Annotated in this window: 26 protein-coding genes; 9 read left to right on the forward strand and 17 right to left on the reverse strand. The window is 67.6% G+C overall.

Annotated elements, in window-relative coordinates:
* Positions 1–3 precede the first annotated feature (3 nt).
* A complete protein-coding gene (locus tag ACAM58_RS30665; RefSeq protein WP_369664630.1) occupies positions 4–378 on the reverse strand; it encodes a YbaN family protein in 375 nt (124 codons plus the stop codon).
* 132 nt (positions 379–510) lie between these two features.
* Between ACAM58_RS30665 and ACAM58_RS30670 the strand changes: the two genes are divergently transcribed.
* Positions 511–861, forward strand: coding sequence for a hypothetical protein (locus tag ACAM58_RS30670; protein ID WP_062365292.1), 351 nt, complete (start codon positions 511–513; stop codon positions 859–861).
* Positions 862–871: 10 nt separating this feature from the next.
* On the opposite strand, the gene ACAM58_RS30675 is transcribed toward ACAM58_RS30670, so the two are convergent.
* The 4 genes from ACAM58_RS30675 to ACAM58_RS30690 form a co-directional block, all read right to left on the reverse strand.
* Positions 872–1,444, reverse strand: coding sequence for an RNA polymerase sigma factor (locus tag ACAM58_RS30675; RefSeq protein WP_062365291.1), 573 nt, complete (start codon positions 1,442–1,444; stop codon positions 872–874).
* Positions 1,441–1,656: a DUF2892 domain-containing protein gene (locus tag ACAM58_RS30680; RefSeq protein ID WP_018906958.1), complete on the reverse strand. Its 216-nt coding sequence runs from the start codon at positions 1,654–1,656 to the stop codon at positions 1,441–1,443. The genes ACAM58_RS30675 and ACAM58_RS30680 overlap by 4 nt, the downstream gene beginning before the upstream one ends.
* A gap of 766 nt (positions 1,657–2,422) precedes the next feature.
* The gene (locus ACAM58_RS30685) at positions 2,423–3,301 is read right to left on the reverse strand and encodes a hypothetical protein (RefSeq protein ID WP_062365290.1); all 879 of its coding nucleotides are present in this window, start codon (positions 3,299–3,301) and stop codon (positions 2,423–2,425) included.
* Positions 3,289–4,371: a type IV toxin-antitoxin system AbiEi family antitoxin gene (locus ACAM58_RS30690; protein WP_062365289.1), complete on the reverse strand. Its 1,083-nt coding sequence runs from the start codon at positions 4,369–4,371 to the stop codon at positions 3,289–3,291. Before ACAM58_RS30690 ends, ACAM58_RS30685 begins: the two co-directional genes overlap by 13 nt.
* A 428-nt stretch (positions 4,372–4,799) precedes the next feature.
* Between ACAM58_RS30690 and ACAM58_RS30695 the strand changes: the two genes are divergently transcribed.
* Both ACAM58_RS30695 and ACAM58_RS30700 read left to right on the forward strand, forming a co-directional pair.
* Positions 4,800–5,174, forward strand: coding sequence for a TonB-dependent receptor (locus tag ACAM58_RS30695; RefSeq protein WP_018906954.1), 375 nt, complete (start codon positions 4,800–4,802; stop codon positions 5,172–5,174).
* Between the two features lie 74 nt (positions 5,175–5,248).
* Positions 5,249–7,021, forward strand: a complete 1,773-nt coding sequence (locus tag ACAM58_RS30700; RefSeq protein WP_062365288.1) for an ATP-dependent DNA helicase RecQ — start codon at positions 5,249–5,251, stop codon at positions 7,019–7,021.
* Positions 7,022–7,043: 22 nt separating this feature from the next.
* Here ACAM58_RS30700 and ACAM58_RS30705 read toward each other — a convergent pair whose 3' ends face one another.
* The gene (locus ACAM58_RS30705) at positions 7,044–7,532 is read right to left on the reverse strand and encodes a DUF2231 domain-containing protein (RefSeq protein WP_018906952.1); all 489 of its coding nucleotides are present in this window, start codon (positions 7,530–7,532) and stop codon (positions 7,044–7,046) included.
* Between the two features lie 196 nt (positions 7,533–7,728).
* Between ACAM58_RS30705 and ACAM58_RS30710 the strand changes: the two genes are divergently transcribed.
* Positions 7,729–8,175 (forward strand): low affinity iron permease family protein, encoded by a 447-nt coding sequence (locus ACAM58_RS30710; RefSeq protein ID WP_062365423.1) that lies wholly within the window; start codon positions 7,729–7,731, stop codon positions 8,173–8,175.
* A complete protein-coding gene (locus tag ACAM58_RS30715; RefSeq protein ID WP_015866315.1) occupies positions 8,172–8,591 on the forward strand; it encodes a DUF6766 family protein in 420 nt (139 codons plus the stop codon). The genes ACAM58_RS30710 and ACAM58_RS30715 overlap by 4 nt, the downstream gene beginning before the upstream one ends.
* 38 nt (positions 8,592–8,629) lie before the next feature.
* On the opposite strand, the gene ACAM58_RS30720 is transcribed toward ACAM58_RS30715, so the two are convergent.
* The 11 genes from ACAM58_RS30720 to ACAM58_RS30770 form a co-directional block, all read right to left on the reverse strand.
* On the reverse strand, positions 8,630–9,064 hold the full coding sequence (locus ACAM58_RS30720) for a universal stress protein (RefSeq protein WP_369664631.1): 435 nt from the start codon (positions 9,062–9,064) through the stop codon (positions 8,630–8,632).
* A gap of 13 nt (positions 9,065–9,077) precedes the next feature.
* Positions 9,078–9,773, reverse strand: a complete 696-nt coding sequence (locus tag ACAM58_RS30725; RefSeq protein ID WP_015866313.1) for a TerC family protein — start codon at positions 9,771–9,773, stop codon at positions 9,078–9,080.
* Between the two features lie 152 nt (positions 9,774–9,925).
* Positions 9,926–11,317 (reverse strand): sensor histidine kinase, encoded by a 1,392-nt coding sequence (locus tag ACAM58_RS30730; RefSeq protein WP_062365286.1) that lies wholly within the window; start codon positions 11,315–11,317, stop codon positions 9,926–9,928.
* Complete coding sequence (locus tag ACAM58_RS30735) at positions 11,304–11,978, reverse strand: response regulator transcription factor (RefSeq protein ID WP_015866311.1); 675 nt, start codon at positions 11,976–11,978, stop codon at positions 11,304–11,306. The genes ACAM58_RS30730 and ACAM58_RS30735 overlap by 14 nt, the downstream gene beginning before the upstream one ends.
* A gap of 65 nt (positions 11,979–12,043) precedes the next feature.
* Positions 12,044–13,873: a tannase/feruloyl esterase family alpha/beta hydrolase gene (locus tag ACAM58_RS30740; RefSeq protein WP_062365285.1), complete on the reverse strand. Its 1,830-nt coding sequence runs from the start codon at positions 13,871–13,873 to the stop codon at positions 12,044–12,046.
* A gap of 222 nt (positions 13,874–14,095) precedes the next feature.
* The gene (locus ACAM58_RS30745) at positions 14,096–15,001 is read right to left on the reverse strand and encodes an ADP-ribosylglycohydrolase family protein (protein ID WP_015866309.1); all 906 of its coding nucleotides are present in this window, start codon (positions 14,999–15,001) and stop codon (positions 14,096–14,098) included.
* A complete protein-coding gene (locus ACAM58_RS30750; RefSeq protein ID WP_369664632.1) occupies positions 14,998–16,074 on the reverse strand; it encodes an NUDIX domain-containing protein in 1,077 nt (358 codons plus the stop codon). Before ACAM58_RS30750 ends, ACAM58_RS30745 begins: the two co-directional genes overlap by 4 nt.
* Positions 16,075–16,084: 10 nt before the next feature.
* Positions 16,085–17,785, reverse strand: a complete 1,701-nt coding sequence (locus tag ACAM58_RS30755) for an NAD+ synthase (RefSeq protein ID WP_062365282.1) — start codon at positions 17,783–17,785, stop codon at positions 16,085–16,087.
* A 4-nt stretch (positions 17,786–17,789) separates the two neighbouring features.
* Positions 17,790–18,977 (reverse strand): nicotinate phosphoribosyltransferase, encoded by a 1,188-nt coding sequence (gene pncB, locus ACAM58_RS30760; RefSeq protein ID WP_062365281.1) that lies wholly within the window; start codon positions 18,975–18,977, stop codon positions 17,790–17,792.
* A gap of 25 nt (positions 18,978–19,002) precedes the next feature.
* Entirely contained in the window at positions 19,003–19,866 is an 864-nt protein-coding gene (locus ACAM58_RS30765) for a hypothetical protein (protein WP_062365280.1), read from the reverse strand.
* A gap of 72 nt (positions 19,867–19,938) precedes the next feature.
* Positions 19,939–20,673, reverse strand: a complete 735-nt coding sequence (locus tag ACAM58_RS30770; RefSeq protein ID WP_018906944.1) for an NUDIX domain-containing protein — start codon at positions 20,671–20,673, stop codon at positions 19,939–19,941.
* Positions 20,674–20,827: 154 nt separating this feature from the next.
* Here ACAM58_RS30770 and ACAM58_RS30775 point away from each other — a divergent pair, with 154 nt between their 5' ends.
* The 4 genes from ACAM58_RS30775 (at position 20,828) to ACAM58_RS30790 (ending at position 24,036) form a co-directional block, all read left to right on the forward strand.
* Entirely contained in the window at positions 20,828–21,529 is a 702-nt protein-coding gene (locus ACAM58_RS30775; protein ID WP_015866303.1) for a GntR family transcriptional regulator, read from the forward strand.
* Between the two features lie 57 nt (positions 21,530–21,586).
* Complete coding sequence (locus ACAM58_RS30780; RefSeq protein WP_062365279.1) at positions 21,587–22,678, forward strand: isocitrate/isopropylmalate dehydrogenase family protein; 1,092 nt, start codon at positions 21,587–21,589, stop codon at positions 22,676–22,678.
* Between the two features lie 72 nt (positions 22,679–22,750).
* A complete protein-coding gene (locus tag ACAM58_RS30785) occupies positions 22,751–23,719 on the forward strand; it encodes a tripartite tricarboxylate transporter substrate binding protein (protein WP_062365278.1) in 969 nt (322 codons plus the stop codon).
* Positions 23,720–23,742: 23 nt separating this feature from the next.
* The gene (locus ACAM58_RS30790; RefSeq protein ID WP_062365277.1) at positions 23,743–24,036 is read left to right on the forward strand and encodes a putative quinol monooxygenase; all 294 of its coding nucleotides are present in this window, start codon (positions 23,743–23,745) and stop codon (positions 24,034–24,036) included.
* Positions 24,037–24,158: the final 122 nt, after the last annotated feature.

Consider the following 24,158-nt stretch of genomic DNA (forward strand, 5'->3'; position numbering starts at 1 on the left):
CGATCAGTCTTCGGGCCGGCTCCACAGCCAGATCGCGACCGCCGCCATGAGCACCGGCGCGCCGATCTTCACGGCGATGGGTGCGGCGGCGGCCAGCAGCACGGCCGAGCTCAGCGCCATCATGGCCGTCGCGGTCCATTTCGCGCGGCGCGGCACCGCTCCGCGTTGGCGCCACTGGCGGATGTGCTTGCCATAGCGGGGGTGCCCGAGCAGCCAGTCTTCGAGCGCGGGCCAGCCGCGCCCGGCAGCCCAGGCGGCCGCGAGCAGGAACGGCACCGTCGGCAGAACGGGAAGAAAGGCGCCGATCAGGCCGAGGGCGACGAACACCAGCGCCAGCGCGCGCCAGAGCAGTCTTGCGACGGGGCCGGCCGGCCTCATGAAGAAAGGCACCCTTCGGGGCGATCCGCCGGAAGTTGCGAAAGAGGCATCGGCGCATCCTAAGCCAAGGCTGCTCGAGAGCCGCCGACGGCCATGCGTGATCTGAACCCCGTTCTCCGACAAAATCGGGGTATGAAGGAGATCGACAACCTGTTCGGCAAGGAGCCTCGCGCGCTGGAAGATTGGCGCGGCAGCGTGGCAGATGCCATGGCAAGGCGCGACGTGCAGGTCGACCAGGCCATCGACACGCTTCGCCGTGCAGCCGGCGGTGCCGCCGCCAGCGTCGCCGCCTTGATGCACGCCGTGAGCCCGGAGGCTTCGCACCGGCCGGCGAGCCCGGCCGCCGCCAGGACGGAGGACCCCGCCGGATTCACGACTCTTGCCGAGCAGCTGCACGGCATTGCGCTCCAGCTGCGCGAGCTCGAATCTTCGGTGCGCAGCCTGCTGACGCGCACGCGCAAGGACCCGGCGTTGGACGAGTGAAAAAAGAGGGCTACCCGATGTCCGCCCGCGGACCCGGCCTCGATTCGCCATCCCGCTCCCAGTAACCGCCGTTCATCAGGTTCTCGCGCACCATCGCGCGGGCGCGATGCAGCCGGCTCTTCACGGCCTGCACGCTCAGGCCCAGGCTTGCCGCGACTTCGGGGGCGGTCAGTTCCTCCACATCGCGCAGGATCAGCGCGACGCGATAGGCCTCCGGCAGCGCGGCAATCGCTTTCGCAAGGTCGAGGCGCAGGTCCGTGGGAATCGGTGGCGCGGCCAGTTCCTCTGCCAACGGCGCTGGAAGGGGCGCCTTGGCGGCACCGCGCTTGAAGATCCGGTAGCACTCGCGCTCGACGATGCGGAACAGCCAGCTGGCAAAGGCCGCCACGGTGCCGAGCGTGCCGATCTTGCGGTGCAGCTGCCACAGCGCCACCTGCACCGCATCCTCGGCGTCCTCGCTGTTCGAGCAGGTGCGGCGCGCGAATCGCCGGAGGTCGGGTTGGCAGGCGCGCAGCAATTGCGACAGCGCCCGCTCGTCCCCGGCGCAGGCGGCTTCGATCAGCGCGGCGGACGCGCCGATCATCGGGCCGGGTCCGCGGCCTTCCGGCCGAGCATTGCGCAGGCGGGACAGAACCCGACGATGGCCGTGGCCGCGAGCATTCCCGCGGTGCCGAACCCCAGCATGCGAAGCGTCCCGGCGGGCAGGAAGTAGAAAGCGCCGAGGGCGGCGATGACGCCGAGACACAGCCGAACTGCGCGCTCCCATGACGGGAGGTTGCGCTTGAGATGAAACATGGTGCGGGCTCCGGTGATTGTTGACCCTTGCATGGAGGCCACTCCAGGGCCAAAAGGATTCGGCGCCGAAAAGAATTCCGCAGGACTTTTTCTATGGCCCGGCCGTGTCCCCCGCCTGGTCCTTGCCGCCGAGGGCGCCGCGCGTCTCCAGCATGCGCCGCGTCTTCTCCAGTTCGCTCTGCAGCTGCTCGGCGTTCCAGCAGGTGCGTTAGTTCGCGGCCATGATCTTGCCGGAGAACGTAGGCGGACCAGGCAGCGTGCACATCGCGCAAGGTCTTCCAACGGTCGCGGTCCGGGAGCGCCGGCAGAATCGGCGCCGGCGAGCGACGGCCCATCAGACGCCAGCGCAGCATGTCCCGGCGGCAGTGCCGGAGATTCGCCAGACGGTGCCTGGCGAATCGGCCAGGTCAGGGAGGACGAGCGCGTCTGGCGCGGGTTGCGCTCGATCAGCTGCTCGCTGTAGCCCCGCCCGCTGGCGGCGAGTGCATCGACTTCGGATACCGACGACATCACGGCCAACTTACTAGCCATAGCGAATGTCGGCACGCCTGCCCCAAACCGCGGCAATGTCATGCCTTGGTCCACGTGCATTGCATCTGGGTCGGCCAGGTGCTGATCGATCCGGTACTCGGAAAGAACCTCATCGAGGGCTTCATCGGGCAATTCCACCTCCGCCGCCACGAGCCCGCTCAGAACGAAATGTTGCCAACCTGGTAGCGTCTCGCCCCAGGCAGACAGTGCATCGAAGATGCTGAACGTTGGTGAGTCATGGGGCCGCCTCCCTCAACCCGAGTGCGCGCAGCCAGGCGTCGACCTGACCGAAAGCATCCTGCTGCCACTGCTCCGGACTGCGATCTCCGAGGACATCCGTTTCTTCGACGAAGCGACGTACACATGTCGGCCCAAAGCCCTCGACGGTGTCGAACTTACCCGCAATGAAGCCGTACCCCTCCGCGCCGCTGGCATGACCGAGCAACGGGCGGCACTCCTCGGCGAGCGCCTCTGGGCCTCCCGGGTAGTTGCGGACGCAGTAATAGATGTCGTAGGCGTCCTTCTGTTTGTAGCGTCCTTCGATTGCATGACCCTTCATTGCCAGAAGCGCTGGGATCGAGCAGACGGCGATCTCGACGCGGTTCGTCCCGCCAGCCGGCATCGAACCGGTGATCGCCACCAACCGATAGAAGTGAAGGGCCAGATCGGCACCGTCCGCTCTTTGCACTGCAAAGTCGCTGATCAGAGGCGGCACGTTCTTGACGATCTCGGCGTTACGGGGCATCAGGAAGTCGACAATGACGTCAATCGGAGTACCGCCGTCCTGGGTAGGAACTTCGCGAACGAGCTGAAAGCGTCGGAGTTCGCGGCGCTGCTCATAGCCGTGGCCCTGTAACGCCTCAATGAGCATGGCATATTCGCCGTCGCCTAGTGCGCCTGCGTCCAGGCCGAGATCCACATCCAGCGTGCCGACGTGCGGCATGTCTTGGTTATCGAGCAGCAACCACGGTACAGCGCCGCCGACGATGGCGAACTTGCCCTTGAAGCTCCCAAGGATCTGACCAATCTCGACAAGCACCGTTTTGACGGCCGCTGTCGTGCGGTCGTCGTAGTCGGCGGCGGACTGTGGCTCGCCCTGCGTCATTTCGGCCATGTCAGCCATTCTTTTCGTAGATGCTCGGCTGCTTCCCGCCCTCGCTCCCCGGCCGCAGCGAGATCGAGGTACGTCTGGACCGGGCTGGTGCAGATGACGCCAGGTGCTGGCTCCACTGTATCGCGGAAGACACCGAGGTCCTTGAGCACAGTCACAGTCACGTTCTCGCCTTTCGAAGTCGACGACAGCTTCAGGCCCGCGAGCAAATGTTCAAGGCCCGCATCGTCCGCGTAGAAATACTGCATTCCCGTGCGGCCATATGGGGCGAGCCACTGCGCTGCAGAGAAAGACGCCAATATCGCCCGACCGGCTTCGCGATCCGCATGCAAAACCCGCCGCGCAGCCGCCTCCAACGGACCACCGTGCAAGGTCGTGTAGAAGTTCATTCGCGGGCCAGCCGGTGGTTCGTAGGCGTCGCGCCACTCGTCCAAAAGCGCGTCGGGCTCAGACAAGTGCATGCCTTCGTCGGATATTTGCGCCCACTCACGATCGAGCAGGCCGGTGCGCACATTGCTCACATGGCCCAAGCTGACATCGGCGACCTGAGCGAGCTCCGTGACGCGCCACGCTCGGTTGGGATCACGAAGCATTGCGCGCAGCACCTGTGCTGACTTCGGCTTGAACAGCGATTTGAGCTCCCGCCGCTCGGCAACTGGCTTGCTGGCAACTTGGCGCTCGATGAAGATGCCGTCAAAGACTAAGCGGGCATTGCCCTCGAAATCGAGAAACCCGACTTCCTGCTCGCGACAGAGTGCTTGGGCTTCCGGGGTCAGATACGGTGCGATAAAAACCGGCGTGGCGTCTGGTGCCTGATGAGCGATGTAATGGCGCAACTGAAGCAATGCCATTCGAACATGGCGCGGCTGCCCACTCGACTTCACTTCGCAAACCAGGACACGCCGCGCGCCCGACACGTCGATGTGCGCCACGATATTGATCCCGAAGTGGGGATCCCGGGTCCCGTGCTCAATGTCCAGCAGTTGGATCGCTGACACCTGTTCGAGCAGCGTTCGGAGGGCGTCCGCAGCTTGGCAAGCTACCTCTTTCATCGACTCGATCGCTTTCAACATTCGCTGAAAGTAGCCTTTTTGGTGAAAATGTCAAGAAATTTCATCGGCAAAGCTAATTTCAGCAAGCGCTGAAACACCCTATTGGTGAAAATTGCTTGTTCGAGGTTCGGACCTGCGTCCAAAGTGAGCGTGGCCTTTCGAGATGCCCCAGGGCTCATGGCGTCGTTAGTACGATCAGTGCTGAAGCAATCCGCTGTGGCAGGACCCGATTTCTGGCGCTCTCCATACCAGATGCGGACCTCGCCTGAATACCAACACGCACCCAGGCGTGTCCTCTCAAGCCATCCTTGACTCTCTTTGAATCGCCCCGGATTGTGGGGCTCAAAGCTCTCGGGAGAGGATTGAGCCATGAAGAAGTCGAAGAAGTTCTCACCCGAGGTGCGTGAGCGCGCGGTGACGCTAGTGCAGGAGCACCGTGGGAAAACCCATTGCGATCGGCCGCGATCATCACCAAGGCGACCACGAGTGCGCTGGAAGGCAGGAAGGCGATCGGCGTGCCGGACTGGCAGTTGAACCTGGGCGCGGAATGGGACATGCTGTTCCTTCCGGGCCTGACGCTCACGGGCCGCATGATCCACACGGGCAAGACCGCCGTCGATCCTGCCAACACCCTGCACATCCCCGGCTGGAATCGTTTCAATGCCGGCGCGCGCTATGCGACGCGGCTCGGCGGCAAGCCCGTCACCTTCCGCATGAACGTGGAGAACCTGTTCGACAAGGACTACTGGGGCACGTCGGCCGCGGGCTACCTGTTCGTCGGTTCGCCGCGCACGCTGAGCCTCTCGGCCAGCATCGACTTCTAAGACCCGGCCGACGCGGCGCATGGATGTGCGCCCACAGGGCGGCGTTCGCCCGGCGGGCAGATTGGCGCTCACGCATGCCAGAGCACCACCAGAAGCCACCGCCGAAGAAAGCGAAGCCGACGACGCGGGCCGCCGTCCGCAAGCAACGCACCCGCGCCGCCTCTGAAGCACCCGTTGACCGCGTGCTGCACGAGGTGTTCGGCCATCGGCGGCTGCGGCCCGGGCAGCGCCGCGTGATCGATCGCGTGGTCGGCGGCGAATCGACGCTCGCCGTCATGCCCACGGGCGCCGGAAAATCGCTGTGCTACCAGGTGCCCGCGGTGCTCGCGCCGGGGCAGACGGTGGTGGTCTCGCCGCTGATCGCGCTCATGAAGGACCAGTGCGAGAAGCTGAACGCGACGGGCGTGAGCGCCGTGCAGCTCAACAGCCAGTGCACCGCACAGGAGATCGACGACGCACAGGCCGCCATTGCCGACGGTTCGGCGCGCGTGATCTTCAGCACGCCGGAGCGCCTGGCCGACGCCGATTTCCTCGCGCTGCTCCAGCGGCACCCGACCTCCTTGCTCGTGGTCGACGAGGCGCATTGCATCTCGCAGTGGGGGCACGACTTCCGGCCCGCCTACCTCGAGCTGGGCGCGGCGGTGCGCGCGCTGAACCATCCGGTGGTGCTGGCGCTCACGGCCACGGCAAACGGCGAAGTGGCCGGGGAGATCATGGAGAAGCTCGGCATTCCGCGCGCCGGCCTCGTCGACACCGGCGCGTACCGGCCCAACCTGCACTACGCGGTCGAGCCGGCGATGCGCGAGGAAGACAAGCTGCGGCGCGCGCTCGCGCTGGTGGCGGGCCTCAAGGGCAGCGGCATCGTCTACACCGCCACGGTGAAGGCGGCCGAGGCGTTCTTCGCCGAACTGGCGGCCGCCGGCGAGTCCGCGGGCCTGTACCACGGCCGGCGGCGCGCCGGCGAACGGCGCGCCGCACAGGACGCGTTCATGGCGGGCAAGCTGCGCGTGATGGTGGCCACCAATGCCTTCGGCATGGGGGTCGACAAACCGGACATCCGCTTCGTGCTGCACTACCAGATGCCCTCCAGCCTCGATGCCTACTACCAGGAGTCGGGCCGCGCCGGCCGCGACGGCGAGCGCGCCGACTGCATTCTTCTGTACCTGCGGCGCGACCGCGCCGTGCAGCAGTTCTTCCTGGCCGGCTGGCTGCCCGAGTTGGCCGAACTGCGTGCGCTGCAGCAGCAGCTGCTGCCGATGCCGAACGCAGCCGCGGCACCGGGCTGGAGCGAGGCGCAGCTCCAGCAGCGCGCGCGCCTGCCGCGCGGCAAGCTTCGCGTGCTGCTGAGCCTGCTGCGGCAGCAAGACCGGGTGGCGCGCGACCGCGAGGGACGGCTGCACTGGCGCGGGAAGCCGCCCCTCGAAGACGCCGAACTCGATGCGCTTCTGGACGAACACCGCGAGAAGCGCGAGCAGGACCGCGAGGCGCTGGAACGCATGACCTTCTATGCGACGACCGGCCTGTGCCGCTGGCAGGTGCTTCTGTCGGGCCTTGGAAGCGATGCGCTCGCGCAGCGCTGCGGCGCCTGCGACAACTGCGTGCGGCTGGCCCGCCACGAGCGCGAGCGCCGCGCGGCTGCGCGAGACGCGGCAGCAAAGGAAGAAGCAGACCCGCCGCAGCACGCCGCCGCTTTTGCCCGGGGAGCGTCGGTGCGCGTGCCGCGCTATGGGGTCGGATGCGTCACGGCCGCCGATGCGGTCTCCGTGACGATCGAATTTCCCGACGGCAGCCAGCGCTGCTTCCGGCCCGAGTTCGTGCGCCCGGTGCCCGCGCTTCGCCGGGCCTGAGGCCGGCGCGCAGCGCGAAAGCCTACTTGCCCGCGATCACGTGCCGCTTGTGCAGCGAGCTCGAAGCGTTCATGCCGGCGTCTTCGTCGACACCGATGCCCAGCCGGTCCACCAGCTCTCCGCCGAGCCAGGCCGTGACCATGGCAAGGGCCGCGCCTGCGAAGGACCAGGCCATCTGGCCCAGTTGCGGCGCATAGTCGCGGTCGCGCAGCAGAAAGCTCGCAACGAACAGCAGCAGGACGAGCACGTTGCCCCCGCCGTGCATGGCGCCGATGCGCTTGGCCCTGGTGCCCGAAGGAATGGCCAGCCAGTCGAGGGTTCCGAAAGGCGCGGCGAGCACGCCGCCCACCAGGCCGGCCGCGATCAGCCAGTATGAAACGGCGGCCATGACCTGGCTGTGTCCCGCCAGGTAGATGATGTCGAACACCACCGCAGTGGCGAGCAGCCCGAGCGGAAACACCACCAGCATCTGGTGCACCGAGTGGCCAAGGAAACGGACTCTTGCATGCATGGGATCACCTCCATTGCCTGAACCCCGCCATCTGAGCGGCAGCCGCAACCGGTCCCGCGCAAGCAAGTGCCGCCAGTGCGGGTCGGTACTTTCCTACTCGCCGGCTGCCGTCTCACAAGCGCAAGGGAAAAATTCAAACTCTCTTTATCGGCGCTGGATGACGCTCTGCAGTTGGCAACGCATCAGGCTGCGCGACATGGACAAGTTCTTCGCATCCTTCGCCAATGCCACGGCGCGCGCGGCCGGCAGTCCGATTGCATTCCTGATCTGTGTCGCGCTGGTCGTTGCCTGGGCGGCGGCGGGGCCCTTCTTCCATTTTTCCGAGAACTGGCAGCTGACCATCAACACCGGCACCACCATCGTCACCTTCCTGATGGTGTTCCTGATCCAGAACACGCAGAACCGCGACGGGGCGGCACTTCAGACCAAGCTCGACGAGCTGATCCGGTCATCGAACGCCGGCGACGAGTTCATGGGCATCGAGAAGCTCACTGACAAGGAGCTGGCCGAGCTGCACGAGAAATGCGAAGCGGCCGCCAAGAGAAGCCATGCCGCGCTCGACCGCACCCGCAGCGAGCGCGCACGGCGCGGCCACGGGGGCGCCCCCCAGGAAGGCGCTCAACCAACAGAAAGCAAAGCATGAAGAAATCCATCTGGAAACTGTATGGCTATGGCTGGGTCACGCTCGGCTTCTTCCTGGTGTCGCTGGTGGGCCACTGGGTCTTCGGCTGGTTCGCCTATGTGGACGAGCAGAAGCACTTCGGCGTGCCGCCGGAGGTGTCGGGCTACCTGATCCAGATGTCGAGGGACACGCTGGAGAACTGGCAGTCGGAGTTCCTGCAGCTGCTGTGGCAGATCGGCGGCCTGGCCTTCCTGCTCTATGTCGGCTCGCCGCAGTCCAAGGAAGGCGACGACCGCATGGAAGCCAAGATCGATGCGATCCTGGCGGCGGTCGACCCGAAGAACGCCGATGTCCTGATCGACGAGATCGACCGCGAATACGCCGGCCGGCACACCGACCTGCGCTGGACCAGGATGGCGAAGAAAGACGCATCCTGACGTGACGGCGGCGCGCGCGGCGCCGCCGCCGCCATGCGTCAGGAGCCGATGACCTGCAGGTCGCCGCTCGCGCCGAGCAGCTGGCGCACCTGCTGCGCGAGCGAGCCGAAGATGCGCCCCGCAAGGCTGGGCTCGTCGCGCCCGAAGACGATGCGGTCGCAGCCGAAGTCGCGGGCCGCCGCAACGATGGTCTCGGCGCTGCGGCCGATCGCCACGGTGCTGCTGCAGGACACGCCCGACATCGCGAGCAGGTTCTGCGCGAACTGCAGTTCCTCGGCGCCCGCGCTCTGCTGCAGCTCGCGCAGCTCCTGCGGGTCGAAGAACATCGCGACGTGGCCGGAGACCACGGGTTGCACCCGCAAGAGCCGCACAGCCGCCGGCTCCTGCCGGCAGATGCGCACGACCTGCTCGATGGCCGCGCGCGTGCGGGCCGGCTCGGTCGGGTCGATGGGGACCAGAATGCGCCGTCTCACGCCGACACCTGCTTCAGGCCGACTGGTTGGCGGGTTCCGGCTGCTGTTGCCGGCTGGTCAGCCACTTGCCGATCGCCACGACGGAGATGGCGCCGATCGCGGGCACGATCGTGTGCAGCGCATGCTGGCTCGCGGCCCAGCCGGCGATCGACGGATCCGACATCGCCATTTCGCCGGCCACCCAGCCCAGCAGGGCGGCACCGAGCGTGATGATGATCGGGAAGCGGTCCATCAGCTTGAGGATCAGCGTGCTGCCGAAGATGATCAGCGGAATGCTGATCACGAGGCCGAACACCAGCAGCGGCACGTTGCCCTTGGCCGCGGCGGCAACGCCGACGACGTTGTCCAGGCTCATGACCAGGTCGGCGACCACGATGGTCTTGATGGCCGCAGCCAGGCTCGAATGGCCTTCCAGGTTCTCTTCGCCGTCATCGCCCTTGAGCAGGCCGATGCCGATCCAGAACAGCAGCGCGGCGCCCACCAGCTTGAGGTAGGGCAGCGTCAGCAGGTAGACCGCAAAGAAGGTCAGCACCACGCGCAGCACGATGGCGCCCATGCTGCCGAACAGGATCGCCTTCTTCTGCTGGGCAGGCGGCAGCGAGCGGGAAGCCATCGCGATGACGACGGCGTTGTCGCCGCTCAGGACGATGTTGATCAGGATGATCTGCGACAGGGCAATCCAGAAATCCGGACTGGTCAAAAACGACATGGGGGGTGTCTCCTCGAAGTGGACGCGGAACCACGGCGGTTCCGACGTGTTCGAGGCTACGGGCCGGCGCTGTCACCTTTCTGCCGGCTGGCTGTCAGCCACATGTCCCCCAGCTGTCAGCCAGCTTACAGGGCCGGCCTGGGCGGCACTGTTCAGGCTTGGCGCAGCGGGAAGAAGACGCTGAAGGTGTTGCCCACGCCGTCGATGTCTTCTTCCAGCGTGATGCGCGCGCCGTGCAGCGTGGCGATCTCGCTGACGATCGCCAGGCCCAGGCCGCTGCCGTCCTCCTGCGTGCCGAGCAGGCGGTGGAAGCGCTCGAAGATGCGCGCGCGCTCCTCCACCGGCACGCTGGGACCGTCATCGCTGATGGCCAGGCGGCACTGGTCGCTGTCGCTCTGGCCCACCTGCACGGTCACGCGGCCGCCCGCCTGGCTGTAGCGCACCGCGTTGTCGATCAGGTTGTTGATGAGCTCGCGCAGCCGGTCGCGGTCGGCGTTGATCACCAGCGGATGCTCGGCGCCTTCGAAACCCAGGTCGATGTCGCGCTTGAGCGCCTGCGGCACCCAGTCCATGCTGACCTCCAGCGCGTAGGCGTTCAGGTCCAGCGGCTGCAGCTGCATGGCGTCGAGCGCGCCGGGCTCGTTGCGCGCGAGCGAAAGCAGCTGGCGCACCAGCCGCGAGAGCCGGTCGGCGCTGATGTAGAGCTGCGCAAGCGAATGGCGCACGCGCTCGGGGTCGCTCTCGCGCAGCGCCAGTTCGATCTGCGCCTTCAGGCCGCTCACGGGCGTCTTCAGCTGGTGCGCGGCGTCGGCCACGAAGCGGTTCTGGAAATCGAAGGTGCGGCCGAGCCGCGCCATCAGCTCGTTGACCTCGTCCACCAGCGGCCGCACCTCGCCCGGCACGTCGTGGATGTCGATCGGGCTCAGGTCCAGGTGCGAGCGGTCCGACACCGCGCGGCGCAGCCGCTGCAGCGGCTCGAGCCCGCGCGAGATGCCGAACCAGACCACCGCCGTGGCCATCACGATCAGCAGCAGCTGCGGCACCACCACGTTGGCCAGCATCTCCCACGCAAGATGGGTGCGCTTGTGCAGCGTTTCGGCCACCTGCACCTGCACCATCGGCGCCTCGGGGTTGCCGCCGATGGGCATCGAGGCCACCAGCATCCGCACCGGCTCGCCCCGCACCGTGTCGCGGTAGAAGCGCGGCCTGGCGGGGTCGCCGGGGCGCGGCGGCGGCATTTCTTCATCGCCGCCCAGCGCCTTGCCGTCCTCGCTGGCCACGCGGTAGAAGAGCAGGTCGTCCTGGTCGAGCAGCAGGATGTTGCCCGCGGCCTCGGACAGGTCGAGCCGCGGCTGCAGGCCGTCGAGCTTCACGTGCAGCACGATCTCGCGCCCGATCTCGTACAGCGCGCGGTCGTAGGCGAGGTTGGAAAAACGCAGCGAGTTCCAGTAGGCGGCGCCGGTGTCCAGCACCAGCAGCACGGCCAGCGGACCGAGCAGCCAGGCCAGCAGCTTGCGCTGCAGCCTGGGCTCAGGTTTGCGCATCGCCGCGGTCCATCAGGTAGCCCATGCCGCGCACGGTGCGGATCTCGCATCCGAGCGGCTCGAGCTTCTTGCGCAGCCGGTAGACGTTGACCTCGATCGCGTTGTCGCCGACCTCGTCGCCCCATCCGTAGAGATGGTTGACCATCTGCTCCTTGCCCACTACGCGACCCTCGCGCATCATCAGCAGCTCCAGCACGGCGAGCTCGCGCGGCGACAGGTCCAGCGGCTTCTTGTCGTAGAACACGCGCCGGCCCACCGTGTCGAAGCGCAGCAGGCCGTGCTCGAGGTACGGCGTGGAATTGGTGCTTCGGCGCAGCAGCGCGCGCACGCGTGCTTCCAGCTCCGGCAGGTCGAAGGGCTTGGCCAGGTAGTCGTCGGCGCCCAGGTCGAGCCCGCGCACGCGGTCCTGCAGGGTGTCGAAGGCGGTCAGCATCAGCACCGGCATGGTGGACTTGCGGGCGCGCAGCCGCCGCAGCACGTCCAGCCCGCTGAGCTTGGGCAGGCCGATGTCGAGGATCGCCAGGTCGTAGATGCCGAGCGCGAGCGCATGGTCGGCCTCTTCGCCGGTGGAGACGATGTCCACCGCGTGGGCGGACTGCACCAGCGCGCGCGAGAGCGCGTCGGCCAGCACCTTGTCGTCTTCCACCAGCAGTATCCGCATTGATTCTCGCCCCGGCCGTATGCAGCCGAATATGCTAACCGCAATGCCCGGGGAGACGGGGCAACTCAGGAGCAGCTGTAGCTCGCGGCCAGGTTGGGGTCGCCCGAGGTGTGGTTCGCCTTGAGCGGATAGAGGCACAGCGGGCGCGACTTCACGGCCGGAAAGCTGGCGCTGGCCACCGTCGCCACTTCCACGCGCGCCGGCGGCTCGATGCCCTTTTCCACCCAGGCGGTCAGCAGTTCGTAGAGCTGCGCGTTGGTCGGCAGCGGAGGATTCGCATTGGCATTCGACGTGCCGTTGCTGAAGCCGTGGCCCATGCCGGGAACGAGGTAGAGCCGGTAGAAGCCCTGCGTGGCCGCCACGCCGCCCATCTGCGCGGCGACGCGGCTGTAGTAGTTGATCGTGCCTTGCGGCGGGATCAAGGTGTCGGCCAGGCCGTGATAGGAGATCAGCTTGCCCTTGCGGTCGCGGAACGCGCTCAGGTCGGCGCTGTCGGTGTTGATGTTGGCGAACGCGCCTTGCAGCGCCACGCCGCGGTCCCAGGCGTTGGCGAGCTGCGCGTACGTGAGCGATTTCCAGCGGTCGGCGCCATTGCCGGTGGCGTTGAGGAAGCTGGGCGTCGCGATCGTCGGATCCTGCAGTTCGAGCGCGACCATGTCGCTGGAGATGGGGAATGGCGTGGCGCCGGCCAGGCCCATGAGGCTGGCGCCGCGCGCCAGTCCGTACCACTTCTGCGCAGGCGCAGTGGCGGCCGCGAAGCCGTTGTCGGCCGCGGGGCTGGGCACCGAGCCGTCGGCCGTCTGGCCGTACCAGAACTTGTTGAACGCGAGCGCCTGGGCCGGGCTCACGCAGCCTGCGGTGGCGTTGCTGCCGCCATCGGCGGTGCAGATCACGGCCGCGTCGATGGTCGGGTCGTAGCGGCAGGCGGCAGGGTCCGGCACATAGCCCAGGTGAACGCCGCCGACCATGTCGCAGGCGTTGATCGCGGCATTCGAGACCGTGGTGTGCTGGTCCGCCGTGATCGCCACGCCGCCCAGGTCGCGCTGGACCACGATCTGCGGATAGAGCTCGGTCGTGATGAACCGGGTCCAGTTGTTGGCGGGCGCGCCGGCCAGGATGCCGTCGAAGTCGGCGGGGTTGGCCTGGGCCTCCTTGAGCCCCTGCCGCCCTCCTGTCGAGAAGCCGTTCCAGTAGGCGTACTTCGCGTCTTCGCCGTAGTAGGCCTTGGCCAGCGCCTTGGTCTTGACGGCCATCTCGTGGATGCCGCGCTCCGAGAAGTCCTTCCACAAAATCGTGTTGACGGTGCCGTCGGGGTTCATCGCGAAGGAGCCGTTGCTGATGGCATGGCCGGTGTCTGTGGTGGCGGAAACGGCACCCTCCACGCCCGCGGTGTCGCTGGCCGAACCGGCGCTGCCGGAGACCGGCGTGATGCCGGTGAGGATTCCATGGGTGCCGCCGGCCCAGCCGCCGCCGCCCTTCACATGGATGCGCCTGTTCCAGTTGGCCGCCGTGGGCAGCCAGATCTCGATGCCGATGCCTGGCGAGGTGGAGGGCGCGCCGGCCACGCCCGGGTTGCCCGGGCCGACATTGAGCTTGACGAAGCACAGGTCGTTCTGCGCGATGGGCGTGCTCGGCGATGCGGCGCCCGTCAGCAGCAGCGCCTCCCCTTTCTTGAAGGCCTTGACCAGCAGCACCGTGGTCGACGCATCGGGCGCGAAGCGGGTCTTCATGCTGTCGTCGCAGGCCAGCTTCTGCGCTGGCGGTGCGCCGGTGTCCGGCGGAACGCCCACGATGGGAAAGCCGCGAGGGCCACCGCTGCCTCCGCAGGCCGTGACGAGTGCTGCAATGCAGCAGAAAGTGGCGGCTTTGGAAGCGCCTGATCTTTTGACGGCCATCGTGGTCTCCAGACTGGAAATAAACTGCAGATGAAGATTCATCCGCCCGAGCCCCGGCGCGCCAGGGCTGCACGATGTTGCATCTTCAAAGCGATTTCCACGCTGGGGGAAACCACACGAAGTGAAAAGCGGAGATTCACGCTCGGCCGGGGCCGCCAAATGTCGAGCGATGGGGCGCACTTCAGTGCATGTGGATGCAGACAGTGGCCCTGCGGGGCCGGCTCAGGACGGCCCGGCGCCTTCCAGCAGTTGATCGGCGAGGCCTTCGATGTCGCCGCGCAGGGCCAATCGCTCGAGCCAGGCTGGCGGAATGGAAGACGCGCCGTAGTGCGCACCGGCCAGCTGCCCGCAGATCGCGGCCGTGGTGTCGGCATCGTCTCCCAGGTTGGCCGCGGCCAGCACGGCATCCTCGAACGACCCGGTGCCGAAGAAGCACCAAAGGGCCGCCTCGAGCGAATCGACACAGTATCCCGATCCCTTGATGGCCTCGCGCGGCTTGCCGACGTAGCCACCCGACGCGATGGCTGCGACCTTGTCGGACAGGGGTTCGGGGACTGCGGTTGCAAGAATGTGCTCCTTGCTTGCGCCCATCAACGCTGCCCGCAGTTGCAGCGCAAAGAGCTGCGAGCAATCGATGGCTTCGCGCGCGCCATGCGTGGTTCGCGTGCTTTCGCCGGCAAACCGGAAGGTGTGGTCCGCGCTGGCGCGAAAGTACATCGGGACCGGTGCGAGCCGCATCAGCGCGCCGTTGCCGGCCGTCCTGGGGTCGGGGTCGCCAGCGAACGGATCGCGGGTCACGAGGTAGCGGTCCAGCGCCGTGGCCACCGTGATGCCGATGTCGAAGCACTCGCCGTTGCTGCTCAGGTAGCCGACGCTGCGCCAGTTGCAGTAGCGGTTCATCTGGTCGACGGCATCGAAGCCGCGCCGCCAGACCAGGCTCGTTGCCAGGCACAGCGCCATCGAGGTGTCGTCGGTCCATTCGCCCGGCTCCAGCCTGAATGGGCCGCCGCCAGCCATGCCGGTGACGGGCTCGAAAGTTCCGCGCGGCATGAACTCGACGGTCGTGCCCACCGCATCGCCGCAGGCGAGCCCGAGGAGGCAGCCGCGGTATCGCTCCTGGTCTTTCATGCGGTACCGCCCTGCGCGTTGTCCGCGGTCAACCCGAAGAAGAAATCGAGGATGTGGAAGTGGTCGTCATGGAACTGGTCCTCCATGCCGGCCAGCTGGTCGATGGGCACCCACCGGGCGTCCGCGGCGTCGTCGCCGGCGGTCAGTTCGGGCGGGCGGCGCGGGCCCAGGTCGAACCAGTGCGCGTGGGTGATGACGCGGCCGCGCTGGCTGCGGTCGGGGTGGTCGAACACCTGCACCGCCTTGAAGGCGGCTTCGATGTCGCTGTCCAGAAGGCGCAGGCCGGTTTCCTCTTCCAGCTCGCGCAAGGCCGACTGCCACACGGTCTCGCGCGGCTCGAGAAAACCGCCCGGCACCGCGAACAAACCCTTGCCAGGCGAGCGGCCGCGCCGGATCAGCAGCACCTGGCGCCCGCACTGGACGACCGCATCGACCGTGACGAAGACCGGCGGGTACGGCGAGCCGGCCCACAGCGCCTTCTCGCGGCGCAGGCTCTCCCATTCCTGCGCCAGCACCGCATAAGGCGGCAGGCGGGCCCAGGCGCGCAGGAACTGCAGCGTGCTCTCCGGCGCCTGGCCGGCGAGGGATGCCAAGGCCGGCTCCAGCGAACCATCGTGGGCCGCCCCGAAATAGGCGTCGCGCAGCGCGCTCGCATGGATGTCGCCGCGGCGCCCGGCGTCGTCGAGCGCCCAGCCGGGAAAGTCGCGCAGGTAGCTGCTGGTCGCATCCTTCAGGTGCCCGACCAGCACGACCGACGGCTGGCCGGGATGCAGCCGGGCCAGGCCCTGCTTCACCGCCGCGACCCATCGCGCGGAGTCGTAGTGGTCGCGCACCGGCAGGAACTTCAGCCGCTGGCGCTCCGCTTCCGGCAGCGCGACGCGGATCATCTCGGCGCGCTCTTGCCAGGTGAAGGGATTGCGCGGCGTGCGCGCCTGGAAGGCCGAGCCGAGCACCACCACGCACTCGGGCGCGGCGGCGAGCGCGCGGTGCAGCAGCGCCAGCTGGGCGTTGTGGAAGATCTGGAAGCGTCCGATGTAGACGGCGACATCGGGCGCCTTGTTCGTGCTTGTCATCTTGTCATCCTCAGTTCCAGCGGGCCGCAATCGGCATCTGGCGGCCCGAGCCGAATGCCCGGGGCCTGACCCGAACGATGGGCGGCGACTGCCGCCGCTTGTACTCGTTGCGCGCGACCATGCCGCGGATGCGCTCGACCAGCGCCTCGCCCCCGGGCGTGGCGCGCAGCCGGTCGACGAAGCTGCGCGCCTGCGCGTACTCCTCCGCCCCGAGCCGCTCGCCTTCGATCAGCAGCTTGAGGACTTCGTCGAGCACGTCATACGGCGGCAGGCTGTCGGCGTCCTTCTGCCCCGGCGCCAGCTCGGCAGAGGGTTCCTTGTCGAGGATGGCCTGCGGGATGAGCTCGCGTCCGGCCTGTGCGTTCAAGTGTCGCGACAACGCGAAGACCTCGGTCTTGTAGAGGTCGCCGATCAGGCCCAGGCCACCGTTGGTGTCGCCATACAGCGTGCAGTAGCCGACCGAGATCTCGGACTTGTTGCCCGTGGTCAGCAGCAGGTGGCCGAAGCTGTTGGAGTAGCCCATGAGGACCGTGCCGCGCACGCGCGCCTGCAGATTTTCCAGCGCCACGCCTTGCAGCCCTTGGCCGAAGGCCGTCTCGAAGCCTTGCTCGAACTGCGAAACGACGCCCGCGATGGCATGCGCCTTGAGCGGCACGCCGAGGTTGCGGCACAGCCTTTCGGAATCGTCCACCGAGCCCGCCGAGGAAAAGCGCGACGGCATGGTGATGGCGACGACGTTCTGCGCGCCCAGCGCCTCGACCGCCAGCGCGAGCGTCAGCGCCGAATCAATGCCGCCGGACGAGCCGACCACCGCCTGCCGGAAGCCGCAGCGCCGCGCATAGTCGCGCAGGCCCAGCACGATCTGCTGGCGGTAGAACTCCAGCGTCGGCAGGCCTTGCGGCGGCACAGGCGGCGGTGCTTCGCCGGCCGGCGTGAGAAAGCGGCCGTCCTCGAAGCGCAGGGTGCGCAGGTCCTCCGCGAAGCGGTGCGCCTCGTACACCACGCCGGCCTGCGGCTCGACGGCGAACGAGGCCCCGTCATACACCAGCTGGTCGTGCCCGCCCACCTGGTTGACGTAGAGGATCGGCAGCCCGTTGCGGCGGCTGGCCGCGCCGAAGATGCGGTGCCGCTGCTCGCGCTTGCCGATGTTCGAGGGACTCGCGTTGATCGACACCACGAGGTCGGGCGCGGCATCGCGCATGCGGTCGAAGGGATTGACGAGGTAGTCCTCGCCCTCGTCGTTCCAGCCGTCCTCGCAGATCAGGAATCCCACGCGCGCGTCGCGGATGCGCAGCACGCGTGCCACGTCGGGGCCCGGCTCGAAGTGCCGGCGCTCGTCGAAGACGTTATAGGTCGGCAGCAGCTGCTTGGCATATTCGAGCCGCACTTCGCCCGCGCAAATGACGCGCAGCACGTTGCGAAGCTTCTTGCCCGCGCCCTCGCGCCGCGCCGGCAGGCCGACCGCCCAGTGCAGCGCCGGCATCTCGCGCGAGGCCGAGAGCAGCTGCCCGAACGCCTCCTCCACGCGGTCCATGAAGCCCTCTTCCTCCAGGAGGTCGGCCGGGTAGTAGGCGGTGAGCGACAGCTCGGAGAAGACCACCAGGTCGGCCTCGTCGGCCGCGGCCCGGCGCGCGGCCTCGATCATCCGCGCGGCGTTGCCGGCCAGGTCGCCGATCATGGGGTTGAGCTGGGCGACAGTGATGCGGAGCATGGCCTCACCCCTCGATCTGGAAGACCTGGCGCAGGTAGGCCAGGAAGGTCTGGTCTTCGCACAGCGTCTTGCCCGGGCTGTCCGACAGCTTGGCCACCGGCTGGCCGTTGCAGGCCGTGAGCTTCATCACGATGTTCAGCGGCGTGAGGCCGACGTCGTTGCTCAGGTGGGTGCCGATGCCGAAGCCGGTCTGCGTGCGGTCGGCGAAGGTGCGGTACAGCCGGATCGCCGTTGGCAGGTCGAGCCCGTCGGAGAACACCAGCCGCTTGGTATGCGCATCGATGCGCAGCCTGGCGTAGTGCGCCAGCGCCTTCTCGCCCCAGGCGACCGGATCGCCCGAGTCGTGGCGAAGGCCGTCGAACAGCTTGGCGAAATACAGGTCGAAATCAGCCAGGAAGGCATCCATGCCGACCACGTCGGTCAGCGCCACGCCCAGGTCGCCGCGGTACTCCTGCACCCAGCCTTCGAGCGCGGCGTTCTGGAAGTCGCGCAGCCGCACGCCGAGCGCCTGGTAGGTCTGCAGGTACTCGTGCGCCATGGTGCCGATGGGCACCAGCTCCAGCTCCTTGGCCAGCAGCACGTTGGAGGTGCCCTTGAAATACATCGGCACCTCGCGCTTGAGCGTGCCGACCATTTCGCGCTGCCAGTCGCGGGAGAAGCGGCGCCGCACGCCGAAGTCGAAGAACTCGAATGGATGCCGCGCCGCCGGCTCTTCCGCAAAACCGCGCAGCAGTTCGATCTTGGCGTGCAGGCGCCGGCGGCCCTCGGCCAGCGCCGCCTCGGCATCGAAGCGGCGGAAGTACAGCTCGTTGACGATCGCGAGCACGAAGATCTCGAACGCCATCGTGTGCACCTGCGGGCCGACCGCACGGACGCGCAGCGCATCGCCTTCGGCCGCGGCGGTGATGAATTCGCGCTGGAAGCTGAAGATGCGCAGGAAGTCGACGAAGTCGCTCTTGATGTAGCGCAGGCCGCGCAGGTAGGCGAGTTCGCCGGGCGCAAAGCGCAGCGTGCACAGGTGGTCGAGTTGCGCGTTGACGTCCGCCAGCAGCTCGGCCAGCGGATAGGCCGGCTGGTTGCGGCACACGAAGCTGTACTCCGCCTGCGTCTGCGGGTGGCTGTGCAGCATGGCCTGCCACATCGTGAACTTGTACAGGTCGGTGTCGAGCAGGCTCTGGATGATCGGTTGCATGGTGTGCTCCTTGGGCGGGTTGGCGTCAGGCGTTGGCCGCCAGCAGTGCGCGCACTTCGGCGCTGCTGCGCAGCTGCGCGCCGCGCGCGGCCATGTCGTCGAGGAAGGCCTGGTGCTGCGCCTCGAAGCCGGTCACCGGGCTCATGCAGTCGGTGACGAGCACCAGCTTGGCGGGCCTGCCCGACGGCAGGTGGGCGGCGATGTGCTCGGTGGTGGCCTTCACGCAATGGCTGCTGGCTTCGCCCGCAATCACGATCAGGTCGGCGCGGTCGAGCGACGCGACCAGCCGCATGTTGAGCGCGGTGCCGGGATCCTCCGCATCCGGCACTTCGGCCTGGATGGCGCTGTAGTGCTCGGTCCAGGGATTGCTGCCCTTGGCGACCTTCTCCACCAGGCCGGCCTGTGCGTCTTCCCAGGCGTTGTAGGCGGCCTTGACGGCGGCATGCACGTTGTGGCCCCAGCTGCCGATCTCGCAGTGCACCGGCCACACCATCAGCGTGTAGCGGCCCCTGCGCTCGAGTTCGTCAAGGTAGGCCAGCGCGCGCGGCAGGGCCGCGGCGTCGCGGGGCCGGTAGTCGCCGCCGCGAACCTGCGCCGCGGTGATCGCGGTGAAGGGCGCCACCGCGCCGCCGCCGCGCGCCTGCCAGAACGTGGGATGCGCGATGTCGAACCTGTGGTGCGAGTCCAGCGTGACCGTGATGCCGGCGATGCCGCCTCCCCCTTCGCGGATCAGGCCGGCCAGCCTCAACATGTCGGCGTGGGCACCGGCCACCGGCAGGGCCGGCTGCAGCGGCGCGCCCGTGGCGGCGTCGATGCCGAGCCAGTCGGCCGGCAGGTCGCAGAAGTCGTTCTGCGGATCGATCACGAGGAGATGGATGTTCTGCTTCATGGCGGGGTCCTCTTGTGTTAGTTGTACTGTACAACTCTCTTTGGTTGCACTGTACAACCATGACGGAGAAAGTCAAGCCTCGGCGTCGCGCGGGCTGAAGGTGCGGGGAAACAGCGCCGCCTGGGACCGGTCGCGCAGCCGGTAGCCCATGGCCGGCCGGCCGGAGGCGCCCTCCACCATCCCCGCCTCTTCCATGAAGCCGCCATCGAGCATCCGCTTGCGGAAGGCGCTCTTGTCGACGGCTCGGCCGAGCACGACCTCGTAGGTGTGCTGCAGCTGCGGCAGCGTGAAGGGCTCGTTCAGCAGGAAGGCCGGCAGCGAGGTGTATTCCACCTTGCTGCGCAGCCGGGCGATGGCGCTGGCCAGGATCTCCGCATGATCGAACGCCAGGCGCTTGCGACCCGCGGCAGCGGCGTCCATCCATTCGACCTGCGCGGCATTCACGCCTTGGTCGGGCACCAGGTCCCGGGCCGGCATCAGCGCGAAGAAGGCGTGCGTGGCCGACCAGCCGCGCGGATCGCGATGCGCGCCGCCCCAACTGCCCAGCTGCTCGAGATACGGTGCGGCAACCCCGGTCTTCTCGCGCAGCTTGCGCAGTGCGCAGTCGAGCAGGCTGGCGTCCCTGTCGACGTCGATGAACCCGCCGGGAAGCGCCCAGCGCCCCGGAAAGGGATCGTCAGGGTTGCTCGGGCGACGTACCAGCATGACCTTCAGCGCATCTTCCAGCACGGTGAAGATGACCACGTCGACGGTGACCAGCGGCCTGGGAAAGTTCAGGCCGGCCTGCTTCTTGGGGGATGGCTTCAAGGCGCGAGCTCCTCTTGATTTGGGTTGTACAGAACAACTCTGGAGGGAGGAATATAGCGAGCGCGTGCGCGTCCGGGTTTTCCCAGGCAACGGCATTCCGATTAACGTATACATTAATTCATACGTTATTTGACCATCCGACCCGGACTCGTCCATGCCCACCCCGCGCACCACGACCCCACCCCCGGCTGCCTCGCCTGCGCTCTCGCGCACGGACGCGGCCTATGAAAGCCTGCGCCGGCGCATCCTCGACAACATATGGCCGCCCGGCCATCAGGCGCTGGAGCAGGAGATCGCGCTGGAGCTCGGCCTGAGCCGCACACCGGTGCGCGAAGCGCTGATCCGGCTCGAGCGCGAAGGCCTGGTGCAGGTGATCCCGCGCCACGGTATGCGCGTGCTGCCGATGTCGGCCACTGACATGCGCGAGATCTACGAGATCCTCACCGCGCTCGAAAGCCTGGCCGTCGAGATCGTGGCAACACGCCGCCCGTCGGACTCCGAGCTGGCGCCGCTGGTGCGCGCGACGCAGGCGATGGAACACGCATTGGCCAAGGACGATCTCGACGCCTGGGCACGCGCCGACGAGAGCTTCCATGCGCAGCTGGTCACCATGGCCGGCAACCGCCTGCTGACCGAGGCCGTCTTCAGTCACTGGGACCGCGCGCACCGCGCCCGCATGTTCACGCTGCGGCTGCGGCCCAAGCCGGTGAATTCAACGCAGGAACACACAGCGCTGGTGGAGTGCCTGCGCGCCGGCGATTCGGCCGGCGCATCGGCAGTGAACCGAGCCCACCGCCAGCGCGCGAGCCGCGAGCTGCTGGCGCTGTTCGAGCGCTACCGCCTGCAGCAGATGTAGCCCGGCTGGATGTTTTTTTCTTCTTCCCTTCTCACGCCACACAAGCCCCTCTCTCCCATGGAAAAGAACTACCGCATCGCCGTCCTGCCGGGAGACGGCATCGGCACCGAAGTCATGCACGCGGCGCAGGCCGTACTGGAAGCCGTGCAGCCGCGCGTCGGCCGTGCGCTGGCACTCGAATGGCTGCCGGCCGGCGCACAGCACTATCTCGACAGCGGCGTCGCGCTGCCCGAGACCACGCTGCGCCGCTGTGAGAGCGCGGACGCCATCCTGTTCGGTGCGATGGGCCTGCCGCACGTGCGCGGCGCCGACGGCACCGAGATCATTCCGCAGCTCGACCTGCGCATGCACTTCGACCTCTATGCCGGCGTGCGGCCGATCCGCACCTTCCGCGGCCTGCCCACGCCGTTGTCGAACCCTAAGGCCGAGCACATCGACCTGGTGCTGGTGCGCGAGAGCACCGAAGGCCTGTTCTATGCCCGCGGCCGCGGCGACGTACGCGGTGACCAGGAAGTGTTCGACACCATGCGTATCACGCGCCACGGCACGACACGCATCTGCGAATTCGCCTTCCGCCTGGCCGCACGCCGGGCCGAGCGGCTGGGCCGCGCAGGCCGCGTGACCAACGTGGACAAGGCCAACGTCTTCGCCTCGATGGCCTTCTTCCGCAAGGTGTTCGAGGAAGTCGCGGCGCGCCATCCGGCGGTGGCGGCCGACAGCGGCTATGTCGATGCGATGGCACTCAACCTGGTGATGAAGCCGTGGACCTACGACGTGCTGGTCACCGAGAACATGTTCGGCGACATCCTGTCGGACCTCATTGCCGCGCTGGTCGGCGGCATGGGCATGGCGCCCTCGGGCGACATCGGCGACAGGCACGCACTGTTCCAGCCGGCGCACGGCACCGCGCCCGACATTGCGGGCCAGGGCAAGGCGAACCCGACCGCGATGCTGCTGTCGGCCGCCATGATGCTCGAGTGGCTGGCTGAGCGCAGCGGTGACACCGCACTGGCCGACGGCGCGGCGCTGATCGAACGCGCGGTCGAGCAGGTGTTCGCCACCGGCCAGGTGCGGCCGATGGAGTTCGGCGGCATGCACAGCACGGCCGACATCACGCGCGCGGCCACCAACGCCCTGCGCGCGGCCTAGCTGCGCGACGCGGCAGTGCTGCCGGCGGCCACGCCCGCCGTCCCGTTTTCCAAACAACGCGGAGACAAAACCATGAAGCGCTTCCTGAACGCCGCCCTGCTCGCGACCGCGGCCCTCGCCGCACCGCTCGCCGTCCATGCCCAGGCGTGGCCCGCCAAGCCGGTCAAGATCGTCGTGCCCTCGCCGCCCGGCGGCAGCACCGACCAGATCGCCCGCGCCATCGGCCAGAAGCTGTCGCAGGCGTGGGGCCAGCCGGTAGTGGTGGAAAACCGGCCCGGCGCCGGCCTCACGTTGGGCGCCGACTATGTGGCCAAGTCGCCGGCCGACGGCTACACGCTGCTGATGGGTGCGGTGCACCACTCGATCGCGCAGTCGGTCTACAAGAAGCTGCCCTACGATTTCGGCAAGGACCTGGCGCCGATCACCGTGCTGGCCATCGTGCCCAACGTGCTGATCGTATCGGCCGCCAACCCTGCGAAGAACGTGGCCGAGCTTATCGCGCAAGCCAAGGCGAACCCCGGCAAGCTCAGCTACGGCAGCACCGGTGCCGGCACCGCGCACCACCTCATCGGCGAGCAGTTCAACGACATGGCCGGCACCGACATCCTGCACGTCGCCTACAAGGGCAGCAGCCCGGCGCTGGTCGACCTCATGGGCGGACAGACGACGATGATGTTCGACACGGTGGCCTCCTGCTTGCCGCTCATCAAGGGCGGCAAGCTGCGCCCGCTGGCGGTGGCCACGGCCAGACGCTCGTCGGCACTGCCCGAGGTGCCGACGCTGTCGGAAGCGGGTCTCACCGGTTTCGACATCGCGACCTGGTTCGGTCTGATGGCGCCGGCCGGCACGCCCAAGGCCGTGGTCGACAAGATCCACGCCGATTCCACCCGAATCCTCGCGATGCCCGAGATGAAGAAGCAATGGCTGGAGATGGGCGCGGAGCCGATCGGCAACACGCCCGAGCAGATGGCCGCTCAGATACAGGCGGAGATCGCGAAATTCGCGGCGCTCGCCAGCAAGGCCAAGTTGAGCCTCGACTGACGCCGACGGAAAGATTGAAAATCATGACCCACGCACTGCTCGTCGACTTCCAGATCCACCCCGAGCGAGCCGAAGCCTTTGCCGAAGCCATCGCACACAATGCGCAGCGTTCGCTCGGCGACGAGCCGGGTTGCAGCCGCTTCGATGTATGCCGCGACCCGGCCGACCCTGGCGCCTTCTTCCTCTACGAGCTGTACGACGATCCAGCGGCCATCGAGGCCCACCTGGCTGCGCCGCACTTCCTTGCGTTCGACGCGATGACGCGCGACTGGGTCGTGCGCAAGTCGGTGCGAACCCGCGTGCTGGTGGGTGCGTAACCCTCGGGCATGGAGCGATCGCGGAACTGCTCGCGAAGCCTGCCTTTATTTCATCCTTGCCAAGGCCCCGTCGCATCCCGCCTTGAGATGGAACGGGGCGTGCGTCAAGCCAGCGACGGATG

The organism is Variovorax sp. V116 (assembly GCF_041154435.1).
GTDB classification, from domain to species: Bacteria; Pseudomonadota; Gammaproteobacteria; order Burkholderiales; family Burkholderiaceae_C; genus Variovorax; species Variovorax paradoxus.

What these genes read in the sequence shown, in the direction of transcription:
- ACAM58_RS30665 (WP_369664630.1), bottom strand. Translation starts at nt 378, where the DNA reads ATGAGGCCGGCCGGCCCCGTCGCAAGACTGCTCTGGCGCGCGCTGGCG.
- ACAM58_RS30670 (WP_062365292.1), top strand. Translation starts at nt 511, where the DNA reads ATGAAGGAGATCGACAACCTGTTCGGCAAGGAGCCTCGCGCGCTGGAA.
- ACAM58_RS30675 (WP_062365291.1), bottom strand. Translation starts at nt 1,444, where the DNA reads ATGATCGGCGCGTCCGCCGCGCTGATCGAAGCCGCCTGCGCCGGGGAC.
- ACAM58_RS30680 (WP_018906958.1), bottom strand. Translation starts at nt 1,656, where the DNA reads ATGTTTCATCTCAAGCGCAACCTCCCGTCATGGGAGCGCGCAGTTCGG.
- ACAM58_RS30685 (WP_062365290.1), bottom strand. Translation starts at nt 3,301, where the DNA reads ATGGCCGAAATGACGCAGGGCGAGCCACAGTCCGCCGCCGACTACGAC.
- ACAM58_RS30690 (WP_062365289.1), bottom strand. Translation starts at nt 4,371, where the DNA reads ATGTTGAAAGCGATCGAGTCGATGAAAGAGGTAGCTTGCCAAGCTGCG.
- ACAM58_RS30700 (WP_062365288.1), top strand. Translation starts at nt 5,249, where the DNA reads ATGCCAGAGCACCACCAGAAGCCACCGCCGAAGAAAGCGAAGCCGACG.
- ACAM58_RS30705 (WP_018906952.1), bottom strand. Translation starts at nt 7,532, where the DNA reads ATGCATGCAAGAGTCCGTTTCCTTGGCCACTCGGTGCACCAGATGCTG.
- ACAM58_RS30710 (WP_062365423.1), top strand. Translation starts at nt 7,729, where the DNA reads ATGGACAAGTTCTTCGCATCCTTCGCCAATGCCACGGCGCGCGCGGCC.
- ACAM58_RS30715 (WP_015866315.1), top strand. Translation starts at nt 8,172, where the DNA reads ATGAAGAAATCCATCTGGAAACTGTATGGCTATGGCTGGGTCACGCTC.
- ACAM58_RS30725 (WP_015866313.1), bottom strand. Translation starts at nt 9,773, where the DNA reads ATGTCGTTTTTGACCAGTCCGGATTTCTGGATTGCCCTGTCGCAGATC.
- ACAM58_RS30730 (WP_062365286.1), bottom strand. Translation starts at nt 11,317, where the DNA reads ATGCGCAAACCTGAGCCCAGGCTGCAGCGCAAGCTGCTGGCCTGGCTG.
- ACAM58_RS30735 (WP_015866311.1), bottom strand. Translation starts at nt 11,978, where the DNA reads ATGCGGATACTGCTGGTGGAAGACGACAAGGTGCTGGCCGACGCGCTC.
- ACAM58_RS30740 (WP_062365285.1), bottom strand. Translation starts at nt 13,873, where the DNA reads ATGGCCGTCAAAAGATCAGGCGCTTCCAAAGCCGCCACTTTCTGCTGC.
- ACAM58_RS30745 (WP_015866309.1), bottom strand. Translation starts at nt 15,001, where the DNA reads ATGAAAGACCAGGAGCGATACCGCGGCTGCCTCCTCGGGCTCGCCTGC.
- ACAM58_RS30750 (WP_369664632.1), bottom strand. Translation starts at nt 16,074, where the DNA reads ATGACAAGCACGAACAAGGCGCCCGATGTCGCCGTCTACATCGGACGC.
- ACAM58_RS30755 (WP_062365282.1), bottom strand. Translation starts at nt 17,785, where the DNA reads ATGCTCCGCATCACTGTCGCCCAGCTCAACCCCATGATCGGCGACCTG.
- pncB (WP_062365281.1), bottom strand. Translation starts at nt 18,977, where the DNA reads ATGCAACCGATCATCCAGAGCCTGCTCGACACCGACCTGTACAAGTTC.
- ACAM58_RS30765 (WP_062365280.1), bottom strand. Translation starts at nt 19,866, where the DNA reads ATGAAGCAGAACATCCATCTCCTCGTGATCGATCCGCAGAACGACTTC.
- ACAM58_RS30775 (WP_015866303.1), top strand. Translation starts at nt 20,828, where the DNA reads ATGCCCACCCCGCGCACCACGACCCCACCCCCGGCTGCCTCGCCTGCG.
- ACAM58_RS30780 (WP_062365279.1), top strand. Translation starts at nt 21,587, where the DNA reads ATGGAAAAGAACTACCGCATCGCCGTCCTGCCGGGAGACGGCATCGGC.
- ACAM58_RS30785 (WP_062365278.1), top strand. Translation starts at nt 22,751, where the DNA reads ATGAAGCGCTTCCTGAACGCCGCCCTGCTCGCGACCGCGGCCCTCGCC.
- ACAM58_RS30790 (WP_062365277.1), top strand. Translation starts at nt 23,743, where the DNA reads ATGACCCACGCACTGCTCGTCGACTTCCAGATCCACCCCGAGCGAGCC.